At 67.6% G+C, this 12,891-nt stretch carries 14 protein-coding genes; all 14 read left to right on the top strand.

Features of this window, described 5'->3' with window-relative positions; translation table 11 throughout:
• Nucleotides 1-34 precede the first annotated feature (34 nt).
• The 14 genes from D106_RS0112320 (at nt 35) to D106_RS0112255 (ending at nt 12,880) form a co-directional block, all read left to right on the top strand.
• On the top strand, nt 35-1,000 hold the full coding sequence (locus D106_RS0112320; protein WP_018866978.1) for an acetyl-CoA carboxylase carboxyltransferase subunit alpha: 966 nt from the start codon (nt 35-37) through the stop codon (nt 998-1,000).
• A gap of 76 nt (nt 1,001-1,076) precedes the next feature.
• Nucleotides 1,077-2,282 (top strand): tRNA lysidine(34) synthetase TilS, encoded by a 1,206-nt coding sequence (gene tilS, locus D106_RS0112315; protein WP_018880216.1) that lies wholly within the window; start codon nt 1,077-1,079, stop codon nt 2,280-2,282.
• 105 nt (nt 2,283-2,387) lie between these two features.
• Entirely contained in the window at nt 2,388-3,107 is a 720-nt protein-coding gene (locus D106_RS0112310; protein ID WP_018880215.1) for an ABC transporter substrate-binding protein, read from the top strand.
• Nucleotides 3,100-3,690: a SiaB family protein kinase gene (locus D106_RS0112305; protein WP_019583900.1), complete on the top strand. Its 591-nt coding sequence runs from the start codon at nt 3,100-3,102 to the stop codon at nt 3,688-3,690. The genes D106_RS0112310 and D106_RS0112305 overlap by 8 nt, the downstream gene beginning before the upstream one ends.
• On the top strand, nt 3,690-4,082 hold the full coding sequence (locus D106_RS0112300; protein WP_018875550.1) for a DUF1987 domain-containing protein: 393 nt from the start codon (nt 3,690-3,692) through the stop codon (nt 4,080-4,082). The genes D106_RS0112305 and D106_RS0112300 overlap by 1 nt, the downstream gene beginning before the upstream one ends.
• A gap of 59 nt (nt 4,083-4,141) precedes the next feature.
• Nucleotides 4,142-4,951, top strand: a complete 810-nt coding sequence (locus D106_RS0112295; RefSeq protein ID WP_026280664.1) for a GGDEF domain-containing protein — start codon at nt 4,142-4,144, stop codon at nt 4,949-4,951.
• Complete coding sequence (locus D106_RS0112290; protein WP_018877455.1) at nt 4,951-6,627, top strand: SpoIIE family protein phosphatase; 1,677 nt, start codon at nt 4,951-4,953, stop codon at nt 6,625-6,627. The genes D106_RS0112295 and D106_RS0112290 overlap by 1 nt, the downstream gene beginning before the upstream one ends.
• 105 nt (nt 6,628-6,732) lie before the next feature.
• The gene (locus D106_RS0112285; protein ID WP_018880212.1) at nt 6,733-8,400 is read left to right on the top strand and encodes a CTP synthase; all 1,668 of its coding nucleotides are present in this window, start codon (nt 6,733-6,735) and stop codon (nt 8,398-8,400) included.
• Nucleotides 8,401-8,464: 64 nt separating this feature from the next.
• Nucleotides 8,465-9,307 (top strand): 3-deoxy-8-phosphooctulonate synthase, encoded by an 843-nt coding sequence (gene kdsA / locus D106_RS0112280; RefSeq protein ID WP_018875546.1) that lies wholly within the window; start codon nt 8,465-8,467, stop codon nt 9,305-9,307.
• Between the two features lie 66 nt (nt 9,308-9,373).
• A complete protein-coding gene (gene eno, locus D106_RS0112275; protein ID WP_018866969.1) occupies nt 9,374-10,651 on the top strand; it encodes a phosphopyruvate hydratase in 1,278 nt (425 codons plus the stop codon).
• A 193-nt stretch (nt 10,652-10,844) separates the two neighbouring features.
• A complete protein-coding gene (ftsB, locus tag D106_RS0112270) occupies nt 10,845-11,252 on the top strand; it encodes a cell division protein FtsB (protein ID WP_018866968.1) in 408 nt (135 codons plus the stop codon).
• Nucleotides 11,245-11,991 carry a 2-C-methyl-D-erythritol 4-phosphate cytidylyltransferase gene (gene ispD / locus D106_RS0112265; protein ID WP_018866967.1) on the top strand — a complete coding sequence of 249 codons (747 nt, stop codon included), beginning with the start codon at nt 11,245-11,247 and terminating at the stop codon, nt 11,989-11,991. The genes ftsB and ispD overlap by 8 nt, the downstream gene beginning before the upstream one ends.
• The gene (ispF, locus tag D106_RS0112260; RefSeq protein ID WP_018880211.1) at nt 11,988-12,488 is read left to right on the top strand and encodes a 2-C-methyl-D-erythritol 2,4-cyclodiphosphate synthase; all 501 of its coding nucleotides are present in this window, start codon (nt 11,988-11,990) and stop codon (nt 12,486-12,488) included. The genes ispD and ispF overlap by 4 nt, the downstream gene beginning before the upstream one ends.
• The gene (locus D106_RS0112255) at nt 12,485-12,880 is read left to right on the top strand and encodes a VOC family protein (RefSeq protein ID WP_018875543.1); all 396 of its coding nucleotides are present in this window, start codon (nt 12,485-12,487) and stop codon (nt 12,878-12,880) included. The genes ispF and D106_RS0112255 overlap by 4 nt, the downstream gene beginning before the upstream one ends.
• Nucleotides 12,881-12,891: the final 11 nt, after the last annotated feature.

Below are 12,891 nucleotides of genomic sequence, written 5' to 3'. Positions count from 1 at the left end.
GCTGGCCTCCACCAACAAGCCTTCGGGACTCTGCATGAATCCGGACTTTCTCGACTTCGAACAGCCCATTGCCGAACTGGAGGCGAAGATCGGCGATTTGCGCTATGTCGGCGACGACGCCGAGGTCAACATCCAGGAAGAGATCCAGCGCCTGGAGGACAAGTGCCGGTCGCTGACCGAGAGCATCTTCGCCAAGCTCACGCCGTGGCAGGTCGCGCAGATGTCGCGGCATCCGCGGCGTCCCTACACGCTGGACTACATCCCCGATCTGTTCGACGAGTTCGAGGAGCTGCACGGGGACCGCGCGTTTGGCGACGACCCGGCGATCGTGGGCGGGGTGGCGCGTCTGGATGGTCGCCCGGTGATGCTCATCGGACATCAGAAGGGGCGCCAGACGCGGGACAAGGTGTACCGCAACTTCGGCATGCCGCGGCCGGAGGGGTATCGCAAGGCCCTGCGTCTGATGGAGATGGCGGAGCGCTTCCGCATGCCGGTGCTGACCTTCATCGATACCCCCGGCGCCTATCCGGGCGTCGGTGCGGAAGAGCGCGGGCAGAGCGAGGCCATCGCGCGCAACCTGCGGGTGATGGCGCGCCTGGATACGCCCATCATCGCCACGGTGATCGGCGAGGGCGGATCCGGCGGGGCGCTGGCCATCGGCGTCGGGGACGCCACGCTGATGCTGCAGTATTCGACGTATTCGGTCATCTCGCCCGAGGGCTGTGCCTCCATCCTCTGGAAGAGCGCGGAGAAGGCCTCGGAAGCGGCCGAGGCGCTGGGAATCACCTCCGAGCGCCTGAAGGAGCTGGGGCTGGTGGACCGGATCGTGCCGGAACCTCTGGGCGGTGCCCATCGCGACCCGGAGGCGATGTCGACGCGCCTGCGTACCGCGCTCCTGGAGACCCTGGACGGCCTCGAGGGACTGGATCCGGGCAAGCGTCTCGAGCGGCGCTATCGCCGCCTGATGGACTACGGTGCCTTCCAGGAAGCCGCTTCCTGAGCGGGGCGCCCCGGCGCCCGATCCCGTAGCCACCGCGCTGCGGGCATTTCTCGAACCCCCTCCTGCCCGCCGGCGGGTGCGCATTGCCTTCAGTGGCGGCCTGGACTCCACCGTCCTGCTGCACGCGGCGGTGCGTCTGGGCATTCCCGGTCTCGAAGCCATGCACGTGGACCACGGTCTGCGGGCCGACTCCGGGCGCCAGGCCGAGCATTGCCGTGCGGTGGCCCGGGCGCTGAACTGCCCGTTCCGGACCTGCAGGCTGGAACCGCTTGATCCGCGCCCGTCGGGGCTGGAGGCCGCCGCGCGCGAGGCGCGCTACATAGCATTGCGCGACGGGCTGGAGGAGACGGATATCCTCCTCGCCGCGCAGCACGCGGACGATCAGGCCGAGACCTTCCTGTTGGCGGCCCTGCGCGGCAGTGGACCCGACGGGTTGCGGGGGATGCGCCCACAGCGACGGGAAGGGGCCACCTGGCTGGGCCGGCCGCTGCTGGACCTTCCCCGGGCGGCGCTGGTCGAGTATGCCCGGCGCGAGGGTCTCGACTGGTACGACGATCCGAGCAATCGCGATGCGCGCTTTGATCGCAATTTCCTGCGCCAGTCGGTCCTGCCGCTGTTGCGCGAACGCTTCGGGAGTGTGACCGGCCTGGCGCGGGCCGCCGGCTGGCAGCGGGAGGTCGCCGGTCAGCTGCGGACGCATTTCGCCGATCACATGGAGGCGGCACGGGACCCGGAGTCCGGTGGGCTGGACCTTGCTCACGTGCGCAGGCTGGATAACGGGTCCGCCCGCGGGCTGGTGCGGCACTGGCTGCAGGCACAGGGGCTGCGGCCGCCGGGTCACGCACGCCTGGGGGAATTCCTGCGCCAGGTGGTGGCGGACAACCCCGACGCCAGCCCGCGGGTGGAATGGGAAGACGGCTGGATGCGCCGCTACCGCGATCAGCTATGGGCCGGGCCGCGGCAGGAGGGGCGCGAAGGGCAGAAGCCTCCGCCCGATCAGGAGTGGCCCGCGGACCAGCCGGAACTGCGGCTCGCGGACGGGCGGCGCCTGACGCGTTCGGGCCTGCGGGAGCTCGGCGTCGCGCCCGATGCCCCCCTGACCGTTAGCTATCGCCGTGGGGGCGAGCGGGTCGCGACGCCGGCCGGCCACCGCCCGCTGAAGAAGCTGATGCAGGAGCGCGGGATCCCGCCCTGGGCGCGTCAGCGGATTCCGTTGTTGCGTCAGGCGGATGGCGTAATTGTCGCAGTCCTCTGGCCGGACCGAGCTAACGCGCGGAGTTGACGGAGCCGGCCGAATCGGACAATTCTTGGGCCGTCTTCATGGGTTTCGGGTGAGCGGCACGTGACAGGTTTCGCGGCACAGTGCGGGCGACGTACGGGCACGGCCTTGCTGGCGGCCGCGGCGCTTCTGGCGGCGCCGCTGGCAGCGGATACGTTAACGCTGACCACCGAGAGCTACCCCCCCTTCAATTTCGAGACCGAATCCGGGGAGCTGGACGGGATCTCCATCCGCGTGATGGATCAGCTCCTGGAGGCCGCGGGAGTGGACGCGGAGATCCGGCTGCTGCCCTGGAGCCGCGCCTATGCCGAGGCCCAGTCGGTCCCCGGTACCTGCGTCTTTTCAACGACGCGCACGCAGGAGCGCGAGGATCTTTTTACCTGGGTCGGGCCTCTGGTCGAGAACCAGTGGCATGCATTCGTGCTGGAGGGATCGGACGTAAATGCCTCGTCCCTGGCAGAACTGGAGCGTTACCGCGTCGGCGGCTATCGCGACGATGCCGTGGCCCTACATGTCGAACGTCAGGGGATTCCGGTGGATACCGCCCCCAATGATCGGCTGAACGCGCGCAAGCTGGCGGCCAACCGGATCGATGTCTGGGTGAGCGGTGAGCACCTCGCGCCCTGGTATGCGCGCCTGGAAGGGATCGGGGAACTCGAATCCCTGTTCGCGTTCAACGATACGGTGATGTCGCTCGCCTGCCACCCGGAGACCGAGCGCGGACCGCTGGACCGCATGCAGGAAGAACTGGATGCGATGCGCACCGACGGACGCTACGCGGCGATCGTCGAGGCCGTACTGAACAGCAATGGAGAGCGAGATGAGTGAGGCAGCCGAGGCGCAGGCGGCGTCATCGACCCTGATTGCCGAAGAGGTGCTGGGGTTTCAGCGCAACATGACCCGGCGCGGCATCATCTTTTCGTTCACCGGTTACATCTCCGAGGGCATCCTGAAGGCCCTGGGCGATGCGCTGCGCCAGAAGATCCGGCTCGAATCCACCGACACGAAGACCGTGAACCGGGTCTTTTCGGTCTTTGTCGAGCAGGTGCAGAACATCATCCGGTATTCGGCCGAACGCATCGAGCACGATGACGAGCCCCCCGTCGAGCTGAGTTCCGGGATGATCACGGTCGGTTCGGAGAACGGCCGCTTCTTCGTCATCTGCGGCAATGTCATCGGGCGCAAGGACGCCGACACCCTGGCGGCGCGCCTGCGCGAACTGGCCGCGATGGACAGCGACGAGCTGCGTCGCTTCTACAAGGAAAAACTGCGCGAGCCGCCGGACGAGGGCAGCAAGGGCGGCAGTATCGGCCTGATCGAGATCGCACGGCGGGCGAGCGAACCGATCCAGTTCGATTTTCAGCATATTTCCGATGCCCAATCCTACTTTGTCCTGAAGGCCTACATCTGATGGCAGTCGTCGAGACCATTGAACACGAGGCAACCGACCGGACCCCCGCGGTGCAGTTCGATTTCGCGGCCGGGCAGTACCGACTGTCGGGGGAGTCGTATCCGGAAGATGCGGCGAACTTCTACGGCCCACTGACCCAGGGGCTGCGCCAGGCAATCGAGGACCGCGCCAGCGACGAGGTGGAATTCACGGTGGAAATGATCTATTTCAATTCGTCCACCGCGAAGGCCCTGATGAACATGTTCCAGATCCTGGAAGACGGGGCGGAGGCCGGGCTGAAGGTCCGTATCAACTGGTGCTATCACGAGGATGACGAAACCATGGAGGAGTTCGGCGAGGATTTCTCCGAGGACTTCGAGCACGCCGACTACCGCATGTGTCCGCTGACATGACTGCCCCCTCTCGTGACGACTCCATGAACGCCTCCAGCCGGCCCCGCGACGGGCAGGAGATGGACGAGGGCCTGGCCGACTTTTCCCTGTTCGAGCAGGAAAAGGCCATCATGCAGCGTTCCGAGCAGATGCTGGAGGCGCTGGACGCAGTGGCCGACGGGGTGAAGGTGCTCGCCAAGGCCTATTCCGAGAGCTACCGCGCGCAGCGGCGCATGATGCGCATGAGCGATCGCATGCAGGCGGATCTCCAGGATGCCAACCGGCAGCTGCGCGAACAGGCCGAACACCTGGCCCAGCTCAACAATGCCCTGTCCGACGAGGTCCGCGAACGCGAGCGCCTGACGGCCGAGCTGGAGCGCCTGGCGCTGGAGGACGCCCTGACCGGCCTGTTCTCGCGCCGCCGCGTGATCGACTGTGTCGAGGGCATGGCCGACAGCGTGGGTGACGCGTCGCACTCGCTCGCGGTGATGATGCTGGATCTCGACGACTTCAAGACCCTCAACGATACCCATGGCCATGCCGCCGGGGACTTCGCGCTGGAAAGCTTCGCCGAGATCCTGCGCGGCGAACTGGGGGCGGAACAATACGCGGGGCGCATGGGCGGGGAGGAATTCCTCGTCGTGGCCGCGGATCTGGACGTCGAGGCCGCCCTGGCCCTGGCGGAACGGATCCGCTCGGCGGTGGAGAACGCCCGCCTGCACTGGAAGGACGAGCCGCTGTCCCTGGCGGTATCGATCGGGCTGGTGGTGACCACGAACCCCTGGCCGGATGCCGGCGAACTGGTCGCGCTCGCCGACGACCTGCTGTATCGCGCCAAGAACGAGGGGCGCAACCGTGTCATCGTGCAGACGCACGGCGACCACGGATGATGCCGGAGACCCGGCGCCGCAACCGGAGCCTCGTTGCCAAGCTGGCGGTCGCCACGCTGCTTGCTGCGCTTGCGCTCAGCCTCCTCAGTAGCGCCTACGTCATTGCCTCCGACTGGAATGCCTTCCGGGCCGAGACCCAGGCCCAGGTCGATCGTCTGCAGCGTCTGGTCGAGCCGCCCGCGGCGGAGGCCGCCTTTCAGTTGAGCGCCGATCAGGCCGACTCGCTGGTCCAGGGCCTGCTCGTCTTCGACGAGATCCGGCGGGTGGAGATCCTCGACGATTTTGGCAATACCCTGGCCGAGGACGAACGGGCGGCGGAGGCCGCGTCCGGGGACTGGGCGCAGTGGCTTTTTGGCGACCTGCGGGCACACGAGCTTGAACTAACACATCCGGGAACCCGGGGCAACGTTCAGGGCGTGGGGCAGCTGCGCATGGAGCTGGACCCCGGTGTCCTGGGGCGGATCTTCGTGGCGCGCCTGCAGACCGGGGTCGTGACCAGCGTGACCCAGGCCGTGATCGTCTCGCTGGTCGTCGTGGTGCTGTTCTACTTCCTCATGCTGCGTCCGATGCTGAAGATCTCCCGCGCCGTGGCGGATACTGATCCGGACCAGCCAGCCCATTGGCCCATGCCCCGCCTGGGACATCACGAGAATGACGAGCTGGGGGCCCTGGGGCGCTCGCTGGACCGCTTGCTGCGCGCCTTCCAGGAGGGGCTGGATGCGCGCGACGGGGCCCGCGGAGAGCTGAAGGCGCTGAACGCCGATCTGGAGCGCCGCGTGGAGGAGCGCACCCGGCAGCTGGAAGACGAAAAGGCCGAGACGGAACGGGCGATGGCCCAGGTGGACGAGGCAAACCGGGAACTGGAACGCAGTAACCGCCTGGTGGTGGAGAGCATTCGCTATGCCCGGCGCATCCAGACCGCGATGCTGCCGGACAAGCACGCCCTGGACGGACATCTGGACGAGGTGCAGATCTACTGGGAGCCGCTGCACCTGGTCGGCGGGGACTATTTCTGGGTCGAGGCCATCGACGGCCACAGCATCCTGGTGGTGGCGGACTGTACCGGGCATGGCGTCCCGGGGGCGTTCATCACGCTGGTGGTGGCGTCGGCGCTGGACCGGATCCTGCACGAACACCGTCTGCTGGAACCCTCCGCGATCCTGCGCGAGATGGACCGGCTGGTGCGTTCACGGCTGCGTCAGGACGGTCAGGATTCGGATTCGGATGACGGGCTGGAGGCCGCGGTATGCGTCTATCGGCCGGAAGACCGGATGCTGGCCTTCGCCGGGGTCGGGCTGCCCCTGATGATCGAACGCGGCGGCGAGATCGAGGAGATCCGCGGCGTGCGCGGGGGGCTCGGCTACCGCAGCCTGGAGCCCGCGCAGCCGGTCGACCACGAGGTGCCGGTGGAGCCGGGAACCGAATTCTTCCTGATCACCGACGGTGCGCATGATCATGTCGGGGGCGAGCCGCCACGCTTGTTCGGGCGCCGTCGGCTGCGCCAGGTCCTGGCCGAGAAGAGTGGCCGCGATCTGTCCGCCAAGATCGACGCTGTCGTGCGTGTGCTGGAGGATTATCGCGACGGAGAACCCCGGCGCGACGACATGACCCTGGTGGCCTTCCGCCCGCTGGCACGGGGTTCCCGGAACGAGGTGTTGCCCCCGCCTTCCGATTGAGCAGGGGCGGGTGCTCTGGTACTCTTTCAGGCGTTTTCCGCCCACCCCGCGTGCCAGGTTCGCGCCGGGACGGGGCGCTTGTCAGCTCCCAGCCAGGTTTCCCGCATGACGCGTTTTGTTTTCATCACCGGAGGCGTGGTCTCGTCTCTGGGCAAAGGTATTGCATCCGCCTCGCTGGGGGCGATCCTCGAGGCCCGCGGGCTCAAGGTGACCCTGCTCAAGCTGGATCCGTACATCAACGTCGATCCGGGCACCATGAGCCCGTTTCAGCACGGCGAGGTCTTCGTCACCGACGACGGCGCCGAGACCGACCTGGACCTGGGGCATTACGAGCGCTTCGTGCGCATCCGTACCTCGCGGCGCAACAACTTCACCACCGGCCAGATCTACGAGAACGTGATCCGCAAGGAACGCCGCGGGGACTACCTCGGCGGTACCGTGCAGGTGATCCCGCATATCACGGACGAGATCAAGCGCTCCATCCACGAAGGGGCGGGCGATGCCGACATCGCGCTGATCGAGATCGGCGGTACCGTGGGCGACATCGAGTCCCTGCCGTTTCTCGAGGCGATCCGCCAGATGGGCGTGGAACTCGGCCACGAGAATGCCCTGTTCATGCACCTGACGCTGGTCCCGTATATCGAGGCCGCGGGCGAGATCAAGACCAAGCCAACCCAGCACTCGGTCAAGGAACTGCGTTCCATCGGGATCCAGCCGGATATCCTGCTGTGCCGCTCGACCCAGGCAATCCCGGACGGCGAGCGGCGCAAGATCGCGCTGTTCACCAACGTCGAGGAGAAGGCGGTCATCTCGGCGGTGGACGTGGACAACATCTACAAGATCCCGCTCTGGCTGCATTCGCAGAAGCTCGACGAGATCGTGCTGCGCAAGCTGCATATCGAGGCGCCGCAGGCGGACCTCTCGGACTGGAAACACGTGGTCAATGCCATGGAGTTCCCGGAGTCGGAGATCACCGTCGGCATGATCGGCAAGTACGTGGACCTGACCGAATCCTACAAGTCCGTCAACGAGGCCTTGACCCATGCCGGAGTCCAGGTCGGCACTCGGGTCCGGATCCGCTATCTCGACTCGGAGAAACTGGAAGGCGCCGAGAACGAGGCCGCACGGGAACTCGAGGGCCTGGATGCCATCCTGGTGCCGGGCGGCTTCGGCGAGCGCGGCGTGGAGGGCAAGATCGCCGCGGTGCGCTACGCACGCGAACACGACGTGCCCTATCTCGGGATCTGCCTCGGCATGCAGGTCGCGGTGATCGAGTTCGCGCGCGATGTCGCGTGCCTGGAAGGCGCGCACAGCACCGAATTCGCGCCCGATACCCCGCATCCGGTGATCGCGCTCATTACCGAGTGGCAGGATCAGGAAGGCCGTATCGAGCGGCGCGATGCCGACAGCGACCTGGGCGGCACCATGCGCCTGGGGGCCCAGAGTGCGCGGCTGTCGTGTGGTTCGCGCATTGCCGAGGCCTATGGTCGCGAAAAGGTGGAAGAACGCCACCGCCATCGCTTCGAGTTCAACAACGCCTACCGCGAACGGCTGGAGGCGGCCGGGCTGCGCATCTCGGGCGTGTCGGAATCCGGCGAACTGGTGGAGGCCGTGGAACTCCCGGGGCATCCGTGGTTTGTCGGCTGCCAGTTCCACCCGGAGTTCACCTCCACGCCGCGCGATGGCCACCCGCTGTTCACCGGTTTTGTGCGTGCCGCCCGGGACTACCAGGAAGCGCGCGAACCCGAAACCACCACGGCGCTGACGGAATAGGGCGCCGACACACGATTTATCGCGGCCGCGCCCGGAGGGTGGCGGCCGCCGTACAGGACAGGACATGCAGCTTTGTGGTTTTGAAGTCGGCCTCGACCGGCCCTTTTTTCTGATTGCCGGACCCTGCGTCATCGAGTCCGAGGCCATGGCGCTGGAGACGGCCGGGGCCCTGAAGGCGATGGCGGATGACCTGGGCATCCCGTTCATCTACAAGTCGTCGTTCGACAAGGCCAACCGGTCGTCCACCCGGAGCTTCCGCGGCCTGGGCATGGCCGAGGGTCTGCGCATCCTCGACAAGGTGAAATCGGAGATCGGCGTGCCGGTACTGACTGACGTGCACGAGGACACGGCGCTGGACGAGGTCGCCAGCGTAGTGGATGTATTGCAGACGCCGGCGTTCCTCTGCCGTCAGACCAACTTCATCCAGAATGTGGCGCGCCAGGGGCGTCCGGTGAATATCAAGAAGGGCCAGTTCCTCGCACCCTGGGACATGGGCAATGTCGTCGACAAGGCGCGCGAGGCGGGCAATGACCAGATCATGGTCTGCGAGCGCGGGGTTTCGTTCGGCTACAACACCCTGATCTCCGACATGCGCGGCCTGGCCCAGATGCGCCAGACCGGCTGCCCGGTAGTCTTCGACGCGACCCATTCGGTGCAGCAGCCGGGTGGGCAGGGCGCGTCCTCCGGTGGCCAGCGCGAGTTCGTACCGGTGCTCGCGCGCTCCGCGGTGGCGGCCGGGGTCTCCGGGCTGTTCATGGAGACCCACCCGGATCCCGAGAGGGCCCTGTCGGATGGCCCCAATGCGTGGCCGCTGCCAAAGATGGCCGAGCTGCTGCAGACGCTGAAGGCGCTGGACGCCGCGACCAAGGCGCAGCCGTTCGCGGAGGCGGAATACGGCCTCGGCTGACCCCCGATTTTTCGATAATGCGTCCCGGGCGGCTCCGTCCGGGCGGGTACTTTTCAAGGAGAGAGCATGTCCCAGATTGCGGAGATTCACGCCCGCGAGATCATCGACTCCCGGGGCAACCCGACGGTCGAGGCCGATGTTGTCCTGGATTCCGGCGCCATGGGGCGCGCGGCGGTCCCGTCCGGTGCCTCCACGGGGGCCCGCGAGGCCCTGGAGCTGCGCGATGACGAGAAGCGCTACGGGGGCAAGGGCGTACTGAAGGCGGTGAGCCACGTGAACGGCGAGATCCGCGACGCGCTGCGCGGCATGGAGCTCGACCAGACCGCGGTGGATCGCCGCATGCTGGAACTGGACGGCACCGAGAACAAGTCGCGCCTGGGGGCGAACGCCCTGCTGGCCGTCTCCATGGCGACCTCGCATGCCCTCGCGGCCGATCGCGAGCAGCCGCTGTTCGAGACGCTGGGCGGGGAAGACGCCACGCTGCTGCCGGTGCCGATGATGAACATCATCAATGGCGGGGCCCACGCGGACAACAGCGTGGATATGCAGGAGTTCATGATCCTGCCGGTGGGCGCGGACTCGGTGCGCGAGGCGGTGCGCTACGGCGCCGAGGTCTTCCATGCGCTGAAGAAGGTCCTGGCCAAGCGCGGCCTGGCCACGGCGGTGGGCGACGAGGGTGGCTTCGCCCCCGATCTGCCGTCCAATTCCGCGGCGATCGAGGTGATCCTGGAGGCCATCCACAATGCCGGCTTCAAGGCGGGCGAGGACATCTGGATCGGCCTCGACTGCGCCAGCTCCGAGTTCTACCGCGACGGCCGCTACCACCTGGACTCCGAGGGCAAGGCCTTCTCGGCGGACGAATTCTCCGACTATCTCGCGCACTGGGTGGACCAGTACCCGATCCTGACCATCGAGGACGGGATGGCCGAGGATGACTGGGATGGCTGGAAGACCCTGACCGAGCGCCTGGGCAAGCGCGTGCAGCTGGTGGGCGACGACCTGTTCGTCACCAATACGCGCATCCTGCAGGAAGGCATCGACAAGGACATCGCGAACTCCATCCTGATCAAGCTCAACCAGATCGGCACCGTCACCGAGACGCTGGAAGCGATCGAACTGGCGCGCAAGGCCAACTACACAGCGGTGATCTCGCACCGCTCGGGCGAGACCGAGGACGTCACCATCGCGGACCTGGCGGTCGCCACTCGAGCCGGCCAGATCAAGACCGGTTCGCTGTCGCGTTCCGACCGGGTGGCCAAGTACAACCAGCTGATCCGGATCGAGGAACACCTGGGGAGCCGGGCCAGCTACCCGGGTATGTCGGCGTTCACCTTCGGGCGCTGAGGCGGTTGCGGGGCGGCCGTGTCGAGGATGCAGTCCGCAGCCTGCGGCGCGGTTCCTGTCCCGGGGCGTCCGGGCCTCGTAGAATGCCGGGCATGCCGGCCACTCGTAAAAGCCCTCGTTCCGTTGTACCCGCGCTCGGCGCGGTGCGCGGGCGAGGGCTTTTCTTTGGGTTCAAGTCGATGGAGTGCGGGTGATGCGCGGCCTGCTGATCGGGCTGGCGCTTGTGCTGCTGGCACTGCAATGGCCCCTGTGGCTGGGCGAGGGGAGCTGGCGCGACGTGCGCGACCTGCGCGAGCAGGTCGAGCGCCAGCGGGCCTCGAACGCCGAACTCGAGCAGCGCAATCAGGCCCTGGAGGCGGAGGTGCGGGACCTGCGCGGCGGAACCGAGGCGGTGGAAGAACGGGCCCGGCGCGACCTGGGGATGATCCGCGAGGACGAGGTCTTCTTCTTCGTGGTGGGCGAGGACGAACCCGCCACGCTGGACATCGAGCCGCTCCCCGGATCGGCCGGGCAGACCGAGCCCGGTCCCGACTCACGGGTGCCCGAGGAGGCCGAGCCGGCCACCGACACCCTGCCACCGGAGGATCCCTTTGATGGCTGACACCGGGGGCGCAGCGGCGCGCGAACCGGCCTTCTGGGCACTGATCCCGGCGGCCGGCATTGGCCGGCGCATGGGGTCCGACCGTCCCAAGCAGTACCTGACGCTGGGTTCGCGGACGATCCTGTCGCATACCCTCTCGATCTTCCTCGAGCATCCGCGCATTCGCGGCGTGGTGCTGGTGCTGGGACCCGACGTGGATCCCGACGCCCTGGATCTGCCGCTGGCGGGCGGGCGGCTGTTCCGTGCCGCCGGCGGAGCGGAGCGGGTGGATTCCGTGCAGAACGGCCTGGATTTCCTGGCCGACCGGGCGCACGAGGACGACTGGGTGCTGGTCCATGATGCGGCCCGTCCCTGTCTGCCGCAGGCGGATGTGGACCGCCTGCTGCGTGAGTTGCGGGATGACGCGGTGGGCGGGTTGCTGGCCAGCCCCAGTACCGACACCATCAAGTGGAGCGATGGCGGCGGCCGCGTGGAGCGGACGCTGGACCGGGAGCGGGTCTGGCGCGCCCTGACCCCACAGATGTTCCGGCTGGGGATGCTGCGAGAAGCGAATGCGCGCGCACGCGATGCGGGTCATGCGGTGACTGACGAGGCCAGCGCGATCGAGTTTCTGGGGCAGGCCCCGCGGCTGATCGAGGGTTCGGCGATGAATATCAAGATCACCCGGGCGGAGGACCTGGAGCTGGCCCGTCTCTACCTGATGCAGCAGGGCCGGCTGGAAGGACGGTTCAGCGCATGAGCGGGTTGCGCATCGGCCAGGGCTTCGACGTGCACGCCTTCGGCGAAGGGGATCACTTGGTCCTCGGCGGCGTGCATATCCCGTTCGAGTGTGGCTTCGTCGCGCATTCGGACGGCGACGTGCTGCTGCATGCGATCTGCGATGCCCTGCTCGGCGCCGCTGCGCTGGGCGATATCGGGCAGCACTTTCCGGATACCGATCCCGCGTTCCGCGGCGCGGACAGCCGCGCCCTGCTGCGGGAGGTCCTCCAGCGCGTCGCGGCGGCCGGCTGGCGCCCGGTCAACATCGACTCCACCGTGATCGCGCAGGCGCCGAAGCTGGCGCCGCACGTCCCCGCCATGCGCGATCATATCGCCGCGGATACCGGCCTGGTGCCCGAGGCCGTCAGCGTGAAGGCCACGACGACCGAACATCTCGGGTTCACCGGGCGCAAGGAGGGCGTGGCGGCGCAGGCAATCGTGCTGCTGGAACCGGCCTCGGGGATGCTGCGGGTATGACCGGGGCCGGGCGCGGAACTGCGGGAGTCCTCGGCCTGCATCACGCCAGCCTGGTCATTGCGGACGTTCAGGCCGCGCGCGAGTTCTACGGGCACCACCTTGGGCTGGCGCCGCTGGAGCGGCCCGAACTCGGATTTCCGGGGCTGTGGTACGACCTCGGCAACGGCCAGGCCCTGCACCTGCTGCGGGTGCCGAACCCGGACCCGACCGAGCGTGCGGTACGGTGTGGGCAGGACCGCCACCTGGCGCTGCGCGTGGATGAGCTGGAGACCTTCGCCGCGCGGCTGGAGGCCGCGGGGTTTGCGGTGGAACGCAGTCGCTCCGGCCGCCCCGCGGCATTCGTACGGGATCCCGACGGCAACGCCATCGAGCTGATCGAGGACGGTGCCTGAATCGGCCAGAG

This window comes from Thioalkalivibrio sp. ALE9 (assembly GCF_000377445.1).
Classification (GTDB): Bacteria; Pseudomonadota; Gammaproteobacteria; order Ectothiorhodospirales; family Ectothiorhodospiraceae; genus Thioalkalivibrio.
This window is presented reverse-complemented; position numbering and strand designations above follow the sequence as displayed.

What these genes read in the sequence shown, in the direction of transcription:
- D106_RS0112320 (WP_018866978.1), top strand. Translation starts at nt 35, where the DNA reads ATGAATCCGGACTTTCTCGACTTCGAACAGCCCATTGCCGAACTGGAG.
- D106_RS0112305 (WP_019583900.1), top strand. Translation starts at nt 3,100, where the DNA reads ATGAGTGAGGCAGCCGAGGCGCAGGCGGCGTCATCGACCCTGATTGCC.
- D106_RS0112300 (WP_018875550.1), top strand. Translation starts at nt 3,690, where the DNA reads ATGGCAGTCGTCGAGACCATTGAACACGAGGCAACCGACCGGACCCCC.
- D106_RS0112295 (WP_026280664.1), top strand. Translation starts at nt 4,142, where the DNA reads ATGGACGAGGGCCTGGCCGACTTTTCCCTGTTCGAGCAGGAAAAGGCC.
- D106_RS0112290 (WP_018877455.1), top strand. Translation starts at nt 4,951, where the DNA reads ATGCCGGAGACCCGGCGCCGCAACCGGAGCCTCGTTGCCAAGCTGGCG.
- D106_RS0112285 (WP_018880212.1), top strand. Translation starts at nt 6,733, where the DNA reads ATGACGCGTTTTGTTTTCATCACCGGAGGCGTGGTCTCGTCTCTGGGC.
- kdsA (WP_018875546.1), top strand. Translation starts at nt 8,465, where the DNA reads ATGCAGCTTTGTGGTTTTGAAGTCGGCCTCGACCGGCCCTTTTTTCTG.
- eno (WP_018866969.1), top strand. Translation starts at nt 9,374, where the DNA reads ATGTCCCAGATTGCGGAGATTCACGCCCGCGAGATCATCGACTCCCGG.
- ftsB (WP_018866968.1), top strand. Translation starts at nt 10,845, where the DNA reads ATGCGCGGCCTGCTGATCGGGCTGGCGCTTGTGCTGCTGGCACTGCAA.
- ispD (WP_018866967.1), top strand. Translation starts at nt 11,245, where the DNA reads ATGGCTGACACCGGGGGCGCAGCGGCGCGCGAACCGGCCTTCTGGGCA.
- ispF (WP_018880211.1), top strand. Translation starts at nt 11,988, where the DNA reads ATGAGCGGGTTGCGCATCGGCCAGGGCTTCGACGTGCACGCCTTCGGC.
- D106_RS0112255 (WP_018875543.1), top strand. Translation starts at nt 12,485, where the DNA reads ATGACCGGGGCCGGGCGCGGAACTGCGGGAGTCCTCGGCCTGCATCAC.